This window comes from Streptomyces sp. Tu 2975 (genome assembly GCF_009832925.1).
Classification (GTDB): Bacteria; Actinomycetota; Actinomycetes; order Streptomycetales; family Streptomycetaceae; genus Streptomyces.
This window is the reverse complement of record NZ_CP047140.1, coordinates 5405787-5420983: the sequence shown is the minus strand read 5'-3', so window position 1 is coordinate 5420983 and position 15197 is coordinate 5405787. Positions and strand designations below refer to the sequence as shown.

Below are 15197 nucleotides of genomic sequence, written 5' to 3'. Positions count from 1 at the left end.
CGCCCATTGTCGCGCACTGCCGGGATTGTCTGTCAGCCATACGATTCATCGCATGCCCGAGCTCAGCCATCGGCACCGGATCCTGGTCCTGGCGATCTGCTGCATGAGCCTGCTGATCGTCAGCCTCGACAACACGATCCTGAACGTCGCCCTGCCCTCCCTGCGCCGGGAGATGGACGCCTCGGTCGCCGGGATGCAGTGGGTGATCGACGCCTACACCCTTGTGCTGGCCTCGCTGCTGATGCTCGCCGGTTCCGTCGCGGACCGGGTCGGCCGGCGCAAGGTCTTCATGATCGGGCTCGTGTTCTTCACCCTGGGCTCGCTGCTGTGCTCCCTCGCCCAGAACCTCGAGTCCCTCGTCGCGTTCCGCATGGTGCAGGCGGTGGGCGGTTGCATGCTCAACCCGGTCGCCATGTCGATCATCACCAACACCTTCACCGATCCCCGTGAGCGCGCCCGCGCCATCGGCGTCTGGGGCGGCGTCGTGGGAATCTCCATGGCCGCTGGCCCCCTCGTCGGCGGCCTGCTCGTGGACGGTGTCGGCTGGCGGTCCATCTTCTGGGTCAACCTGCCCGTCGGTCTCGCCGCACTGCTGCTCACCTGGCGCTACGTGCCAGAGTCGCGCGCTCCCAAGGCCCGCCGCTTCGACCCCGTGGGCCAGCTGCTGGTCGTCGTGCTCCTCAGCTCGCTGACGTACTCGATCATCGAGGCGCCGGTGGCGGGCTGGACCTCGCCGCTGACCCTCACCCTCGCCGTCGTCGCCGCACTCGCCCTCGCCGCGCTGCTGCGCTACGAACCACGTCGCGCCGAACCGCTCATCGACCTGCGCTTCTTCCACAGCCTCCCGTTCAGCGGGGCCACCGTCATCGCGGTGAGCGCCTTCGCCGCCCTCGGCGGCTTCCTGTTCGTCACCACGCTCTACCTCCAGGACGTCCGCGGCCTGTCCGCCTTGAACGCGGGCCTCTACATGCTGCCCATGGCCGGGCTCACGCTCGTCTGCGCCCCGCTGTCGGGGCGGATGGTGGCCTCGTACGGCCCCCGCCCGCCGCTGCTCGCCGCCGGTGCCACCATGACGGCCAGCGGCGTCCTGTTCGCCGCGTTCGAGGCGGAGACCTCCACCGCCCTGCTGTTCACGAGCTACGTCCTCTTCGGCATCGGCTTCGGCCTCGTCAACGCCCCCATCACCAACACGGCCGTCTCCGGGATGCCCCGCGCCCAGGCCGGAGTGGCGGCGGCGGTCGCCTCGACGAGCCGGCAGATCGGCCAGACACTCGGTGTCGCCGTCATCGGCGCCGTGCTCGCCGCCGGGGTCTCCGCCTCCTCGCACACCGAGGGCTTCGTCGCCGCGAGCCGGCCCGCCTGGTGGATCATCGCCGGCTGCGGTCTGTGCGTGCTCGTGGTCGGCGCGCTCACCAGTGGCAGGCGGGCGCGGGAGTCGGCACGCCGGACGGCGGAACGGCTCGGCGAACCCGAGATCGACCGGATCCCCTCCCGCAAGGACGGCCAGGACCGCCGTAGCCGGTGAACCGCGCCTGACGGCAGGCCGCGGCCGGACATGCGGAAGGGCCCGGACCGCGTCGTGCGGTCCGGGCCCTTCCGTCGATCAGACCTGCTCGCCCTGCGGGGCGGCGTCCGGCTGCGCGTCCGCGTCCGTCTGCGGCTCGCCGTCCGACCGGTCGGCCTGGGCGCGCTCACGCATCTTGCGCACCAGCTCCTGCTTGTGGTCCTCGGCGGCCCTGCGGTCGGCGTTGCGGGCGGGGCCGTTGCCCTGCTGGTCGGCGCGGGACAGCTTCTTGCGCTGTCCGCCTACGCCGAGAAGGTTGTTGCGGCTCTTGGCCATGGGGTTCTCCCATTCATGGTGAGAAGTGACTCGGGAAACGTCGGACGGAGGCGGTACGACCGCCGCCCTCTCACTCGTAGATCTGGAAGAACGAAGACATGCCGACGACGGTACCCTGCCGGGCGGGGCCAGGGCATCCGGTTTTCGGGCACATCACACGAAAAAGCGTCGGCCGCCTCAGCCGCCGGTCGCGGACGGGTCGACGGTCGCCTGATGGGCCTCCGCGAGATGCTCCTCGGCCTTGAGCCACGGCAGGAACTGCGCGTTCTTGCGCCAGTCGCAGGTGCCGCAGATCAACTGCCGCTGCATTCCCGCCTTTTCGACCCGCACGACGTGTTCGCGTCCGTGCTGGTCCCATCTCTGGACCTTGCTGGTGGTCATGGACGGCATGTGGTGCGCCTCCTGTGCCTGGCCCGCTTCCGGGTACGCGTGGGGGCCAGTGTGCACGAAGCCCCCGGTTCCGTTACCCGGAACCGGGGGCTTCGAACGCGCCGAGCGGTCAGCAGCCCAGCAGGCGGCTGCCCAGGTAGCCCTGGATCTGGTCGAGGGAGACACGCTCCTGCTTCATCGTGTCGCGCTCGCGCACGGTCACCGCGTTGTCGTCGAGGGTGTCGAAGTCGACGGTGACGCAGAACGGGGTGCCGATCTCGTCCTGACGGCGGTAGCGGCGGCCGATGGCGCCCGCGTCGTCGAACTCGATGTTCCAGTTCTTGCGCAGGTCCGCGGCGAGGCCCTTGGCCTTCGGGGAGAGCTGCGGGTTGCGGCTCAGCGGCAGCACGGCGACCTTGACCGGCGCGAGGCGCGGGTCGAGGCGCATCACGGTGCGCTTCTCCATGACGCCCTTGGCGTTGGGCGCCTCGTCCTCGTTGTACGCGTCGAGCAGGAACGCCAGCATGGCGCGGCCGACACCGGCGGCGGGCTCGATGACGTACGGCGTCCAGCGCTCGCCGGCCTCCTGGTCGAAGTACGACAGGTCGGTGCCGGACGCCTTGGAGTGCGCGGAGAGGTCGTAGTCGGTGCGGTTGGCGACGCCCTCGAGCTCGCCCCACTCGCTGCCGCCGAACTGGAAGCGGTACTCGATGTCGGCGGTGCGCTTGGAGTAGTGCGAGAGCTTCTCCTGCGGGTGCTCGAACCAGCGCATGTTCTCCTCACGGAGACCCAGGTCGCGGTACCAGTTCCAGCGCTGGTCCATCCAGTACTGCTGCCACTCCTCGTCCTCGCCGGGCTTGACGAAGAACTCCATCTCCATCTGCTCGAACTCGCGGGTGCGGAAGATGAAGTTGCCCGGAGTGATCTCGTTCCGGAAGGACTTGCCCATCTGCGCGATGCCGAAGGGCGGCTTCTTGCGGGAAGTCTGCTGCACCTGGCCGAAGTTGGTGAAGATGCCCTGCGCGGTCTCCGGCCGCAGGTAGGCGACGGAGCCGGAGTCCTGGGTGGGGCCGAGGTGCGTGGAGAGCAGGCCGGAGAACTGCTTGGGCTCGGTGAAGGTGCCCTTGTTGCCGCAGTTGGGGCAGTTCAGGTCGGCCAGGCCGTTCTCGGGGAGGCGGCCGTGCTTCTCCTCGTACGCCTCCTCCAGGTGGTCCGCGCGGTAACGCTTGTGGCAGGAGGTGCACTCGGTGAGCGGGTCGGTGAAGGTGGCGACGTGGCCGGAGGCCTCCCAGACCTCGGTGGCCAGGATCACCGACGAGTCGATGCCGACGACGTCCTCGCGCGAGGTGACCATGTAGCGCCACCACTGGCGCTTGATGTTCTCCTTGAGCTCGACACCCAGCGGTCCGTAGTCCCAGGCGGCCTTCTGACCGCCGTAGATCTCGCTGCAGGGGTAGACAAAGCCACGGCGCTTGCTCAGGTTGACGATCGTATCGATCTTGTCGGCGGCCACGGTGCTCTCTTCATTACGACGACGACGAACGGAGAATGACTCAGGTTACCGGCGGCCGCACCCCCCGGATCAAATCGGTGCGGTGACGGAGGCGACCCCGGTGTTTATTGACAATCGTTTCCGGCTTTGTTGAAAATGAGTGTCATGAACGTACGACGCCTCATACCCACCGCCGCCACCGCCGGAGCAGTCACGCTCGGCCTTCTGGCCCTGTCCGCCTGCTCCACGTCCGACGCCGCGGGCGTCGACGGCGACGGGCGGCTGAAGGTGTCCGCGTCGTTCTATCCCATGCAGTATCTCGCCGAGCAGATCGGTGGCGCCAACGTATCCGTCACCCCTCTCACCAAGCCGGGTGTCGAGCCGCACGACCTCGAGCTCAAGCCCCGCCAGACCGCCGAGCTGAACGACTCCGGTCTGATCCTCTACCTCAAGGGCGTCCAGCCCGCCGTCGACAAGGCCATCGAGCAGTCGGGCGTGAAGTACAAGGTGGACGCCACGACGCTCACGCGGCTCGAGCACTTCGACACCGCCGGCGGCCATGACCACGGTCACGAGGAAGGCCACGAGGGCGAGACCGAGGCGGAGCACGAGGAGCACGCGGCAGAGGGCGAGGCCGGCCACGAGGAGCACCAGGACGAGGCCGGCGCCGATCCGCACGTCTGGCTCGACCCGGTGAAGTACGCCGAGGTCGCCAAGGGTGTCGGCGCCCAGATGGAGAAGGCCGACCCCGACCACGCCGCGGACTACCGGAAGAACACGGACGCGCTGGTCGCGAAGCTCACCGCCCTGCACACCGACTTCGAGCAGGGCCTGAGGAACTCGTCCACGAAGACGTTCATCACCACCCACTCCGCCTTCGGGTACCTCGCCGAGCGCTACGACCTGGAGCAGGAGGGCATCGCGGGCGTCGACCCGGAGTCCGAGCCCAGCCCGGCCCGGATCAAGGAGCTCCAGGGCATCGCGAAGAAGGACAAGGTCACCACCGTCTTCTTCGAGACGCTCGCCAGCGACAAGACGGCCAAGACCCTCGCCTCCGACACCGGCCTCAGGACGGACGTCCTCGATCCGCTCGAGGGAATCACCGACAGGTCCAAGGGCGATGACTACATCGAGGTCATGCGCTCCAACCTCGCCGCGCTGCAGAAGGCCCTCGGCGCGAAGTGACCCATCAGGAGAGGCGGCCCCCCATGAGCAGCGAGCCGGTCATTTCCGTCCACGGAGCACGGGCGACGCTCGGCTCCCGGCCCGTGCTGCGCGGCATCGATCTCACGGTGCGCCACGGTGAGGTCGTCGCCCTGCTCGGCGCCAACGGCTCCGGGAAGTCGACCGCCGTGCGTTCCGTGATCGGTCAGGTGCCGCTCACGGACGGCCGGATCGACCTGTTCGGCACCGAGCTGCGCCGCTTCCGGCAGTGGTCGCGGGTGGGCTACGTGCCCCAGCGCACCACCGCCGCGAGCGGTGTGCCCGCGACCGTCCGCGAGGTCGTGGCCTCCGGCCGGCTGTCGCGTGCCCGCTTCGGCCTGCCCTCGCGCGCCGACAAGGCGGCCGTTCAGCACGCCATCGAGCTCGTCGGGCTGGCCGACCGGGCCAAGGACTCCGTGAGCGCGCTGTCCGGCGGCCAGCACCAGCGGGTGCTGATCGCACGGGCGCTCGCGGCCGAGCCCGAGCTGCTGATCATGGACGAGCCGATGGCCGGCGTGGACCTGGCCAGCCAGGAAGTGCTGGCGGCCACGCTCCGCGAGCAGGTCGCCGCCGGCACGACGGTGCTGCTGGTGCTGCACGAGCTCGGTCCGCTGGAGCCGCTGATCGACCGCGCCGTGGTGCTGCGCGACGGCTGTGTCGTCCACGACGGGCCGCCGCCGGAGGCCGTCGGGCAACACGCACTGCCCGGCCACGACCACGTACATCCGCACGCGGCCGACGAGCCGCTCCGCACTGGACTGCTGACATGATCCTGGAAATGCTGCAATCCCCGTTCATGCAGCGGGCGCTGCTCGCGGCGCTGCTGGTGGGTATCACCGCCCCGGCCGTCGGCATCTACCTGGTGCAGCGCCGGCAGGCCCTGATGGGCGACGGAATCGGCCATGTCGCGATGACCGGTGTCGGCCTCGGCTTCCTGATGTCGACCAACCCCATCTGGATGGCGACGCTGGTCTCCGTCCTCGGCGCCGTCCTGATGGAGCTCATCCGCATCTACGGCCGCACCCGCGGCGACATCGCGCTGGCGATGCTCTTCTACGGCGGCATGGCGGGCGGTGTCCTGCTGATCGAGCTCTCCGACAGCGGCTCCACGGCCAATCTGACCTCGTACCTCTTCGGCTCGCTCTCCACGGTCTCCGACTCGGACGTCATGGCGATCGTGCTGCTCGCGGCCTTCGTGGTGCTGGTGTCGCTGGGGCTGCGCCGGCAGTTGTTCGCTGTCAGCCAGGACGAGGAGTTCGCCCGGGTCACCGGTCTTCCGGTGCGGGCGCTGAACCTGCTGATCGCCGTGACCGCGGCGGTCACCGTCAGCGTCGCCATGCGCGTGGTCGGCCTGCTGCTGGTCAGTGCGCTGATGGTGGTGCCGGTGGCGGCCGCCCAGCAGATCTCGCGGTCCTTCAGGACGACGTACGCGCTGGCGGTCGCCATCGGTGTGGTGGTCGCCCTGGCCGGAACCACCACCTCCTACTTCCATGAGGTGCCGCCCGGCGCGACGATTGTGATGCTCGCCATCGCCGTGTTCGTGGTGCTGACCGCCCTGGCCACGCCACTGGCCCGGCGGCGGGCGAAGGCGCTGGAGAACGGCGCCTCGAACGAGGAGGCCTGCACGGCCCCGATGCCGGGCAGCCGGCGTCCGGGCGACGACGTCAAGGTCTGAGCACGGAGCGGGCCCGCACCGCGCTCGACCGCGGGCCTGGCAGAATGGCCCGACATGTGTGCGGGCGAAGCGAGGAGGCACCTGTGACCACGGCGCCAACCGGCGGGAACACCGCCCCGGTGCGAGGCCGGTCGACCCGGCAGCGGGCCGCGGTGGCGGCGGCGCTCGACGAGGTCGACGAGTTCCGCAGCGCGCAGGAGCTGCACGACATGCTCAAGCACCGCGGTGACTCGGTGGGCCTGACGACGGTCTACCGCACGCTGCAGTCGCTCGCCGACGCCGGCGAGGTCGATGTGCTGCGCACCAGCGAGGGCGAGTCGGTCTACCGGCGCTGCTCGACCGACGACCACCATCACCACCTGGTGTGCCGTATGTGCGGCAAGGCCGTGGAGGTGGAGGGTCCGGCAGTGGAGCAGTGGGCGGAGGCGATCGCCGCGCAGCACGGCTTCGTGAACGTGGCGCACACGGTGGAGATCTTCGGCACCTGCGCGGAGTGCGCGGCGAAGGCCGTCTGAGCCCTGTCACGGTGGGCCGCACGCCCGGCCCCGCGCGGCCCTGCCCGGCGCGTGCGCCGCGACCGGTGCGTGTGCCGCGACCGGCGCGGCCGGTGCCCGGAGGCCCGGCCGCACCGCCCGTACGGGCCTCTCCGGGTCAGGAGGCCGGGGTGTCGGGGCGTCCCCGCATCGCCTCGAGCTCCTCGTTCGGAATCGCGCCGCCGAAGCGGCGGTCGCGCTGCGCGTACTCGAGGCAGGCGCGCCACAGATCACGGCGGTCGAAGTCCGGCCACAGCACGTCCTGGAAGACCATCTCGGCGTAACTCGACTGCCAGATCAGGTAGTTCGAGATCCGCTGTTCGCCGCTGGGGCGCAGGAACAGGTCGACGTCCGGCATGTCCGGGTAGTACAGGTATTTCGCGAAGGTCTTCTCGTTGACCTTGCCCGGGTCGAGCCTGCCCGCTGCGACGTCGCGCGCGATGGCCTGCGCCGCGTCGGCGACCTCGGCCCGGCCGCCGTAGTTGACGCAGAAGTACAGCGTCATCGCGTCGTTGCCCACGGTCTGCTCCTGGGCGATCTGGAGCTCCTGGACGACGGACTTCCACATCTTCGGCATGCGGCCGACCCAGCGGATACGGATGCCGAGCTCGTCCATCTCGTCGCGGCGGCGGCGGATGACGTCCCGGTTGAAGTTCATCAGGAAGCGCACCTCGTCGGGCGAACGCTTCCAGTTCTCGGTGGAGAAGGCGTACAGGGACAGGTTCTTGACGCCCATCTCCAGGCAGCCCTTGAGCACATCGAGCACGACGCCCTCGCCGACCTTGTGGCCCTCGGTCCGGGGCAGGCCGCGCTCCTTGGCCCAGCGGCCGTTGCCGTCCATGACGCACGCCACATGGTTCGGCACCAGCTCCGCCGGGATCTTTGGCGGGCGGGCGCCGGACGGGTGCGGCTCGGGGACCTTGTACTCGCGGCGGGACCGGCCCAGGATTCCGCGTCGTGCCATGCGGCTCACATCTCCTATTTCTCTACGTACCTCAGGGAACGCAGGCCGCGCTCCAGGTGCCAGTGCAGATAGGCGGACACCAGTCCGCTGCCCTCCCTGACATGGCGCGCCTCGCACGCCTCCGCGGCCGGCCAGTCGCCGGTCAGCAGCGCGCTGAGCAGCCCGATGGCCTCCGCAGAGGGTACGACGCTGCCGGGCACCCGGCAGTCGCCACATATGACGCCGCCCGCCGCGACGGAGAAGAACCGGTTGGGACCGGGCAGCCCGCAGCGCGCGCAGTCGTCGAAGCTGGGCGCGTAGCCGTTGACGGCGAGCGACCGCAGGAGGAACGCGTCGAGCACCAGGTGCGGCGCGTGCTCGCCCCGGGAGAGGCTGCGCAGCCCGCCGACGAGCAGCAGGTACTGCTGGACCGCCGGTTCGCCCTCATGGTCGGTGAAGCGTTCCGCGGTCTCCAGCATGGCGGTGCCGGCGGTGTACCGGGCGTAGTCGGTGACGATCCCGCCGCCGTAGGGGGCGATGGTCTCCGACTGGGTGCACAGCGGCAGCCCGCGTCCCACCAGCTCGCTGCCGCGGGCGAAGAACTGCACGTCGACGTGGGAGAACGGCTCGAGCCTCGCTCCGAACTTGGACTTGGTGCGGCGCACCCCGCGGGCGACCGCCCGCACCCGGCCGTGACCGCGGGTGAGCAGGGTGATGATGCGGTCTGCCTCACCCAGCTTCTGGGTGCGCAGGACGACACCGTCATCACGGAACAGGCTCATGTCCCCATTCTCCCGTACGGGTGGCGGTCTCCTGGCCCGGGTCGCCGATCGGGGACGTGCTTCCGGCGTCAGGGGGGCCGAAATGCCGGTGCGGCCGGGCCCGCCGCCGCGCTAGCGTCCACGGCCATGGCGATCTCCCGTACCCGGCCCCCTTTCAGCGCGGACGAGCGGACACAGCTGACCGGCTGGTTCCAGATGCAGCGCGCGATCATCCACTACAAGTGCGAGGGCCTCTCCGAGGAGGACGCCCACCGGGCGGTCCTCCCGACGTCTCCGCTCATGACCGTGGCAGGCGTCGTCTCCCATCTGCGGTGGACAGAGCAGACCTGGTTCGAGGTCCTGTTCCTCGGCCGCCCGGCCGAGGGTCCCCAGTTCTCGGAGGACCCCGAGGACGCCGACATGCGGGTCGAGGGCGTCCCCCTCGCGCAACTCCTGGACGAGTACACCGAGCAGTGCGCGATCTCCGACGAGATCATCGCGGCCCACGACTTCGACGAGGTCGGCCGGCACCCGGACTTCCGCTCCGCCGCCGCCTCGCTCCGCTGGATGCTGATCCACATGGTGGAGGAGACGGCACGGCACGCCGGTCATCTCGACACGATCCGTGAGCTGCTGGACGGCGAGAAGGGCTACTACTGATCCACGGCCGGCGGCCGTCGCCTCCGTGACGGCCGGCGCCCGCCCGTCCTCACGTCACCTCGCCGCGGCTGCGGGCGTTCACGTACGCCGTCGTCGCGCTGATCCGTTCGGCGGCCGTCGCGGGGCGCACATGGTCCGGTGAGCACTCCCACTCACGGCCGCCGCCGACCGGTCTGAGGCTCAGCCACGGGCCCGCCTCGCCCATGAACCGGCCCACGCGGCCGGTCCTGGTGTCGACGAGGTACGTACCGATGGGCACGGTCATGGCGTATGGCCCCCGTCCCCGGGCAGCTGGACGGCGGCCGGGCGGACCGTGCCCCTGCGGTCCACGGGCGGCCGGGGGACGTCCCGGGCCCCGGGGACGGGCACGCTGCGCAATGCGCTGTGCGATGAGGGGAGTGTGGTCCCGGACCGTTTCAGAGCCACGCGCAATGTGTTCACGGCATCCTCCGCCTCTGCCCCGCACGCCACCGGGTGGCGCCGGCCCTTTTCGTCTCGAGTCGCTGCCCGACATGATTTCCCTTCCATGGTGGGCTTCACGAATCGCATTACGAAGGTGACGCTCCGCGAGTACTCTGATCAAGAGTGTGTCCGCTACAACTGGGCAGCTGGGCAGGGATGTTGACCCATGGCCAGAGCTCCACGGCAAGCACACACGGAAATTCCCCGGCTCGTCACCGAAAGTACGACGGAAAGCCGCGGAACGCACCCAGGGGGAGTGGTACGGGCGCGTGTTCGTTTTCCAAGAATTCGCCGACCCATTCGAACACGCGGCGGTCCGACCACAGTTGGATGCCGGCGTGACGGAATGACGCGATACCCCGACACAGGGCATTCCCCTCCTCCACGGCGGAGACGGGCGCCGCACGCGTACCGAGGGCGGGCCGTCGGCGCCCCGCCGCCCGGACATCAAGGGGATCTTTGATCAGACATAAGCCTGACTTATGAGGTCATAGGCCAGGGCCGAGTACTGACTTAGGCTTGCCTTTGTTTAGGGTTACCGACGAGCCAGTTGTCGCCGCTCGAAGGGAACCTGTCATGCCCCGCCCCCTGCGGGTAGCCATCGTCGGAGCCGGCCCCGCCGGAATCTACGCCGCCGATGCGCTGCTGAAGTCCGAGGTGGCTGCCGCCGACCCCGGCGTGTCCATCGACCTCTTCGAGCGTATGCCCGCGCCTTTCGGCCTGATCCGTTACGGCGTCGCCCCCGACCACCCGCGGATCAAGGGCATCATCACGGCCCTGCACCAGGTGCTCGACAAGCCGCAGATCCGCCTCTTCGGCAACGTCGACTACGGCAACGACCTCAGCCTCGACGACCTCCGCACCTACTACGACGCGGTGATCTTCTCCACCGGCGCGACCGCCGACCGGGCGCTCGACATACCGGGGGTCGAGCTGGAGGGCTCCTACGGCGCCGCCGACTTCGTGTCCTGGTACGACGGGCATCCGGACTGGCCCCGCACCTGGTCGCTGGAGGCCGAGAAGGTCGCCGTGCTCGGTGTCGGCAACGTCGCGCTCGACGTGGCGCGCATCCTGGCGAAGACGGCGGACGAACTGCTGCCGACCGAGATCCCGCCGAACGTCTACGAGGGCCTCAAGGCCAACAAGGCGCTCGAGGTCCATGTCTTCGGACGGCGCGGCCCGGCGCAGGCCAAGTTCAGCCCGATGGAGCTCCGCGAGCTGGACCACTCCCCCAACATCGAGGTCATCGTCGACCCCGAGGACATCGACTACGACGAGGGCTCGATCGAGACCCGCCGAGGCAACAAGCAGGCCGACATGGTCGCGAAGACCCTCGAGAACTGGGCGATCCGCGACACCGGCGACCGGCCGCACAAGCTGTTCCTGCACTTCTTCGAGTCGCCTGCCGAGATCCTCGGCGAGGACGGCAAGGTCGTGGGCCTGCGCACCGAGCGCACCGCACTCGACGGCACGGGGAACGTGAAGGGCACCGGCGAGTTCAAGGACTGGGACGTCACGGCGGTCTACCGGGCGGTGGGCTACCTCTCCGACGAGCTGCCGAAGCTCCCCTGGGACGTGGCTTCCGGCACGGTCCCGGACGAGGGCGGCCGGGTGATCGAGGAGTCCGGCGAGCACCTGGACTCGACGTACGTCACGGGCTGGATCCGGCGCGGCCCGGTAGGCCTCATCGGCCACACCAAGGGCGACGCGAACGAGACCGTCGCGAACCTGCTGGACGACTACGCGAACGGCCGCCTCCGGAGCCCGGCGTCGCCGGAGCCGGAGGCCGTCGAGGCCTTCCTCGCCTCCCGTGACGTCCGCTGGACGACGTGGGAGGGCTGGTACGAGCTCGACGCCGCGGAGAAGGCGCTGGGCGAGCCGCAGGGACGCGAGCGCGTGAAGATCGTCGAGCGTGAGGACATGCTCAAGGCGAGCGGCGCGTAACACCGCACGACACGCAAGGGCCCGGTGGCATCACGCCGCCGGGCCCTTGCGCGTTCCCGGGCGCCCGGGCCCGCCTTCCGGCGGGCCGGCCGCCCGGGTGCAGCACTCCGCCCGGCTCCGCTACGGCTTCGGCACCGTGCAGCCGGGGCGGTTCAGGTCGACGCGGCTGCCGGGACCTATACAGGCGGCCAGGGTGTAGGTCTGCTGCCCGTAGTTGATGCCCTCCCGGACGGTGACGACGCCGTTCTCGTCGACCTCGCAGGGATTGTTGTCCGTGCAGCGCCCGCCGCTCTCGTTGCCGGTGTTGTTGACGGCGACGACCTTGCCGGTGCCGGTGTCGACGACGGGCGAACCGGAGGTGCCGCCGATGGTGTCGCAGCCGGAGGTGTAGCGGACCGAGTCCTTCCAGGTCCACGAGCCTTCCTTGAGGCGGTAGGCGAACCCGTCGATGTCGCAGCTGTAGATGCGCTTCCAGTACCCGGAGACGACCTTGATGTCCGTGCTCTGTGCCGGACGGGTGGCGCTCAGTTCCAGCGCCTTGATGCCGTAGCGGGACTCGATCTGGCCGTAGGTGCTGGTGAGTTGGTACAGCGAGACGTCGGTGTCGGTCATCGTCCCGTAAGCGATCTTGCTCGCCCGCAGGGTGGCGACGCGCGTCCCGGCGGAGTTGAGCAGGCCGAAGCTGCGGGAGGACGCACGGTCGATCACCACCTGGCCGGGGGCGGGGAAGCCGGTCTCCAGGCAGTGGCCGTTGGACATGACGAGAGCGGGGTCGTTCGGCTGCGCGGCGGCCGTACGGACCACGGAACCGGAGCAGTTGCTGAGCGCGACCGTTCCGGCGAAGTCCACCGCCTTGGCGGAGACGTCCGCTTCGGCGGCGACGGCGGGTGCTGCGCCTGCTCCGAGGAGCGTGAACGCGAGCAGGGCGCCGGCGAGAGGCTTGATCATGTGGGGGTCCCCTCAATGCGACGGGTGGTGCCGGAGTGACGCTCCGACTTGTCATGCGCATTGTTGGGGTACGGGTCCGGGTCGACAAGGCACCGATTCCGGCCACGCCGTGACCGCGTCGCGCCGGTCGCCGAGAGGGCCCCTGCTGTGGGTCGTGGCCGACCCGGGTCAGGGCTCACCCTCCCTGGCGCAGAGCGGCGGCGAAGGGCCCGACGCCGCACTGCGGCCGCTGCGCCGCGCGCCCGCGGGCCGGCCGGGGACGGGCATCCGTAACCGGTGCACGCCGACTGCCGGCAGACCTACGACCGGCTGCGGTCGGTCCGGCGCCGGTTCGCCCCGGAGAACCTGTTCCGCATCACCCACGACATCGTGCCCTGGACGGACGGGCGTCCGCTCATCCCTCGCCGGGTGTCACCAGCCCCGACTCGTACGCCACGATGACCAGTTGGGCCCGGTCCCGCGCGCTCAGTTTGCTCATGATGCGGCTGACATGGGTCTTGGCCGTCAGCGGGCTCAGGCCCAGCGCCTCGGCGATCTCCGTGTTGTTCAGGCCCCGGGCCACCAGTGTCAGGACCTGGCGCTCGCGGTCCGTGAGGACGGACGGGCCGCCCGCGCCGTTCGGCGGGGGGACCTGCGGGGTGCTCAGGACACGGGCGATGAGGCGGGACGTCGGCCCCGGGGAGAGCAGCGACTCGCCGGCCGCGACCGTGCGGATCGCCGCCAGCAGATCGGCCGGCCTGGTGTCCTTGACCAGGAAGCCCGACGCGCCCGCGCGCAGCGCCTCCATGATGTGCTCGTCGGTGTCGTAGGTGGTCAGGACGAGCACCTTGACGCCAGCCAGGTCGTCGTCCGCCGCGATCAACCGGGTGGCCTCGATGCCGTCGAGTTCTGGCATGCGGATGTCCATGACCACGAGGTCGGCCCGTTCACTGCGGGCCAGTTCCACCGCCTCGGCGCCCGTGCCCGCCTGGGCGACGACCTCCATGTCGCGCGCCGACTCGACGAGCATCGCGAAGGCCGCGCGCACCAGCGTCTGGTCGTCGGCGAGCAGGACGCGGATCGGGTTCGTCGGGCTCATGCGGTGGCCTCCGTGAGCTGAAGGGGCAGGATCGCGGCGACCTCGAAACCGGCTGCTTCGCCTCGTGGCCCGGCCGACAGCGTGCCGCCGACGCTGCGGGCCCGCTCCCGCATCCCGAGGATGCCGAAGCCGGATCCGGGCTCCGGAGGCTCCGCGGTCCCGTCGTCGGTGACCCGGACCCGCAGTGCGTCCTCGTCCCGGACCACCGCCACCGCGATACGTACCCCCGCTCCGCCGTGCCGCACCGCGTTCGTCAGCGACTCCTGCACGATCCGGTACGCGGCCGCCTCCACGGCAGGAGGCATCGCCGGCCCACCCGTGCGCAAGGTGAGATCGGCGCCCGCCGTCCGCACCAGGTCGGGGAGGGCCGCCAGGTCCGGCAACGGGCCGTCGCAGTCGGGGCCGTCGGTGCGCAGGACCTCCAGCGTGGTGCGCAGTTCACCCCGCGCGGTTCGGCACGTCTCGGCGATGTCGTCGAGCGCCTCGGCGATCGCTGCCCGGTCCAGCCGGTCCGGGTCGACGCTGAGGACGTGGGAGGCGACGGACGTCTGCACGCCGATGAGAGTGATGGAGTGCGCGAGCAGGTCGTGCAGATCGCGTGCGATCCGTAGCCGCTCCTCCGCGACCCGGCGTGCAGCCTCCTCCTCGCGGGTGCGCTCGGCCCGTTCGGCGCGGCCCACGACGGAGGCGATGTAGTGGCGGTAGGTGCGCACGTCGACGCCCAGGACGAGGACCGCGAGGATCCAGCCCGAGGTGCGCAGGGCCTCCAGGCCCTCGTGCGTGCCGACGTTGAACATCACGGACAGGCTGATGCCGATGACCAGACAGCCGACGAAGAAGGTGTACAACAGGCGCCCGGTGACGGCCACGGTGTAGAGGGCGACCAGGGACGCGGGCACCGGCGCGGCATGGGTGTTGTCCAACGCGTGGTACGGCCCGACGCACAGCAGTACGGCGGCCAGGACCAGGCCGGGGTGCGACCGCCGCCACACGAGCGGCACGACACTACCCGCGAGGAGCGCCCAGCCCGGGGCGTCCGGCCTGCGGCCGCCGTCGACGAGCAGCGCGAGCACGAGGGACAGGACGCCGATGGCCACGGCGATGAAGGCGTCGTTGCGGGTGCGGTCGGGGACGGTGAGGGGGTCGCGGCTGACGGCGTTCAGCACACGCTCGCCGAGACGGGGGCGGGGTGGGTGCGGCACGGGTCCATCCTGGTCCAGGAGTTGCGCTTTCCCCACCCCTTCCCGTGACCGCGGATCCGCCCGGTCACGGGAAGGGGCAGGGTGGGG

At 70.3% G+C, this 15197-nt stretch carries 16 protein-coding genes; 7 read left to right on the top strand and 9 right to left on the bottom strand.

Features of this window, described 5'->3' with window-relative positions; all coding sequences use genetic code 11:
* The first annotated feature begins 52 nt into the window (after nucleotides 1-52).
* Nucleotides 53-1525, top strand: coding sequence for an MFS transporter (locus tag GLX30_RS23975; protein WP_208545473.1), 1473 nt, complete (start codon nucleotides 53-55; stop codon nucleotides 1523-1525).
* Nucleotides 1526-1603: 78 nt separating this feature from the next.
* On the opposite strand, the gene GLX30_RS23970 is transcribed toward GLX30_RS23975, so the two are convergent.
* The 3 genes from GLX30_RS23970 to GLX30_RS23960 all read right to left on the bottom strand — a co-directional run bounded on the left by GLX30_RS23970 (nucleotide 1604) and on the right by GLX30_RS23960 (nucleotide 3722).
* A complete protein-coding gene (locus GLX30_RS23970) occupies nucleotides 1604-1840 on the bottom strand; it encodes a DUF6243 family protein (RefSeq protein ID WP_159692207.1) in 237 nt (78 codons plus the stop codon).
* 177 nt (nucleotides 1841-2017) lie between these two features.
* A complete protein-coding gene (locus GLX30_RS23965; RefSeq protein WP_159692205.1) occupies nucleotides 2018-2230 on the bottom strand; it encodes a hypothetical protein in 213 nt (70 codons plus the stop codon).
* Nucleotides 2231-2339: 109 nt separating this feature from the next.
* Complete coding sequence (locus GLX30_RS23960; protein WP_159692203.1) at nucleotides 2340-3722, bottom strand: glycine--tRNA ligase; 1383 nt, start codon at nucleotides 3720-3722, stop codon at nucleotides 2340-2342.
* Between the two features lie 144 nt (nucleotides 3723-3866).
* Between GLX30_RS23960 and GLX30_RS23955 the strand changes: the two genes are divergently transcribed.
* From GLX30_RS23955 to GLX30_RS23940, 4 genes are all read left to right on the top strand, one after another.
* Nucleotides 3867-4886 (top strand): metal ABC transporter substrate-binding protein, encoded by a 1020-nt coding sequence (locus GLX30_RS23955; protein WP_159692201.1) that lies wholly within the window; start codon nucleotides 3867-3869, stop codon nucleotides 4884-4886.
* Between the two features lie 23 nt (nucleotides 4887-4909).
* Nucleotides 4910-5674: a metal ABC transporter ATP-binding protein gene (locus tag GLX30_RS23950; RefSeq protein WP_159692199.1), complete on the top strand. Its 765-nt coding sequence runs from the start codon at nucleotides 4910-4912 to the stop codon at nucleotides 5672-5674.
* A complete protein-coding gene (locus GLX30_RS23945; protein ID WP_208545472.1) occupies nucleotides 5671-6579 on the top strand; it encodes a metal ABC transporter permease in 909 nt (302 codons plus the stop codon). The genes GLX30_RS23950 and GLX30_RS23945 overlap by 4 nt, the downstream gene beginning before the upstream one ends.
* Before the next feature lie 83 nt (nucleotides 6580-6662).
* Nucleotides 6663-7094, top strand: coding sequence for a transcriptional repressor (locus GLX30_RS23940; protein ID WP_159692197.1), 432 nt, complete (start codon nucleotides 6663-6665; stop codon nucleotides 7092-7094).
* A gap of 136 nt (nucleotides 7095-7230) precedes the next feature.
* Here the strand turns inward: GLX30_RS23940 and GLX30_RS23935 are convergent, their stop codons facing one another.
* Together GLX30_RS23935 and recO are read right to left on the bottom strand one after the other, a co-directional pair.
* Nucleotides 7231-8076 carry an isoprenyl transferase gene (locus tag GLX30_RS23935; protein ID WP_159692195.1) on the bottom strand — a complete coding sequence of 282 codons (846 nt, stop codon included), beginning with the start codon at nucleotides 8074-8076 and terminating at the stop codon, nucleotides 7231-7233.
* 14 nt (nucleotides 8077-8090) lie between these two features.
* Nucleotides 8091-8837 (bottom strand): DNA repair protein RecO, encoded by a 747-nt coding sequence (recO, locus tag GLX30_RS23930; protein WP_159692193.1) that lies wholly within the window; start codon nucleotides 8835-8837, stop codon nucleotides 8091-8093.
* Nucleotides 8838-8963: 126 nt separating this feature from the next.
* Here recO and GLX30_RS23925 point away from each other — a divergent pair, with 126 nt between their 5' ends.
* On the top strand, nucleotides 8964-9476 hold the full coding sequence (locus tag GLX30_RS23925) for a DinB family protein (RefSeq protein WP_159692191.1): 513 nt from the start codon (nucleotides 8964-8966) through the stop codon (nucleotides 9474-9476).
* A 49-nt stretch (nucleotides 9477-9525) separates the two neighbouring features.
* On the opposite strand, the gene GLX30_RS23920 is transcribed toward GLX30_RS23925, so the two are convergent.
* Complete coding sequence (locus tag GLX30_RS23920) at nucleotides 9526-9741, bottom strand: hypothetical protein (protein ID WP_159692189.1); 216 nt, start codon at nucleotides 9739-9741, stop codon at nucleotides 9526-9528.
* Between the two features lie 773 nt (nucleotides 9742-10514).
* Between GLX30_RS23920 and GLX30_RS23915 the strand changes: the two genes are divergently transcribed.
* Nucleotides 10515-11882: an FAD-dependent oxidoreductase gene (locus GLX30_RS23915; protein WP_159692187.1), complete on the top strand. Its 1368-nt coding sequence runs from the start codon at nucleotides 10515-10517 to the stop codon at nucleotides 11880-11882.
* Nucleotides 11883-12002: 120 nt separating this feature from the next.
* Here the strand turns inward: GLX30_RS23915 and GLX30_RS23910 are convergent, their stop codons facing one another.
* The 3 genes from GLX30_RS23910 to GLX30_RS23900 all read right to left on the bottom strand — a co-directional run bounded on the left by GLX30_RS23910 (nucleotide 12003) and on the right by GLX30_RS23900 (nucleotide 15110).
* Entirely contained in the window at nucleotides 12003-12830 is an 828-nt protein-coding gene (locus tag GLX30_RS23910) for a serine protease (RefSeq protein WP_159692185.1), read from the bottom strand.
* Between the two features lie 394 nt (nucleotides 12831-13224).
* Nucleotides 13225-13908 (bottom strand): response regulator transcription factor, encoded by a 684-nt coding sequence (locus GLX30_RS23905; protein WP_159692183.1) that lies wholly within the window; start codon nucleotides 13906-13908, stop codon nucleotides 13225-13227.
* Nucleotides 13905-15110: a sensor histidine kinase gene (locus GLX30_RS23900; protein WP_159692181.1), complete on the bottom strand. Its 1206-nt coding sequence runs from the start codon at nucleotides 15108-15110 to the stop codon at nucleotides 13905-13907. The genes GLX30_RS23905 and GLX30_RS23900 overlap by 4 nt, the downstream gene beginning before the upstream one ends.
* Nucleotides 15111-15197 lie beyond the last annotated feature (87 nt).

Excerpts from the sequence above, each read along its gene's own strand:
- GLX30_RS23975 (WP_208545473.1), top strand. The coding sequence starts at position 53 with ATGCCCGAGCTCAGCCATCGGCACCGGATCCTGGTCCTGGCGATCTGC.
- GLX30_RS23970 (WP_159692207.1), bottom strand. The coding sequence starts at position 1,840 with ATGGCCAAGAGCCGCAACAACCTTCTCGGCGTAGGCGGACAGCGCAAG.
- GLX30_RS23965 (WP_159692205.1), bottom strand. The coding sequence starts at position 2,230 with ATGCCGTCCATGACCACCAGCAAGGTCCAGAGATGGGACCAGCACGGA.
- GLX30_RS23955 (WP_159692201.1), top strand. The coding sequence starts at position 3,867 with ATGAACGTACGACGCCTCATACCCACCGCCGCCACCGCCGGAGCAGTC.
- GLX30_RS23950 (WP_159692199.1), top strand. The coding sequence starts at position 4,910 with ATGAGCAGCGAGCCGGTCATTTCCGTCCACGGAGCACGGGCGACGCTC.
- GLX30_RS23945 (WP_208545472.1), top strand. The coding sequence starts at position 5,671 with ATGATCCTGGAAATGCTGCAATCCCCGTTCATGCAGCGGGCGCTGCTC.
- GLX30_RS23935 (WP_159692195.1), bottom strand. The coding sequence starts at position 8,076 with ATGGCACGACGCGGAATCCTGGGCCGGTCCCGCCGCGAGTACAAGGTC.
- recO (WP_159692193.1), bottom strand. The coding sequence starts at position 8,837 with ATGAGCCTGTTCCGTGATGACGGTGTCGTCCTGCGCACCCAGAAGCTG.
- GLX30_RS23925 (WP_159692191.1), top strand. The coding sequence starts at position 8,964 with ATGGCGATCTCCCGTACCCGGCCCCCTTTCAGCGCGGACGAGCGGACA.
- GLX30_RS23920 (WP_159692189.1), bottom strand. The coding sequence starts at position 9,741 with ATGACCGTGCCCATCGGTACGTACCTCGTCGACACCAGGACCGGCCGC.
- GLX30_RS23915 (WP_159692187.1), top strand. The coding sequence starts at position 10,515 with ATGCCCCGCCCCCTGCGGGTAGCCATCGTCGGAGCCGGCCCCGCCGGA.
- GLX30_RS23910 (WP_159692185.1), bottom strand. The coding sequence starts at position 12,830 with ATGATCAAGCCTCTCGCCGGCGCCCTGCTCGCGTTCACGCTCCTCGGA.
- GLX30_RS23905 (WP_159692183.1), bottom strand. The coding sequence starts at position 13,908 with ATGAGCCCGACGAACCCGATCCGCGTCCTGCTCGCCGACGACCAGACG.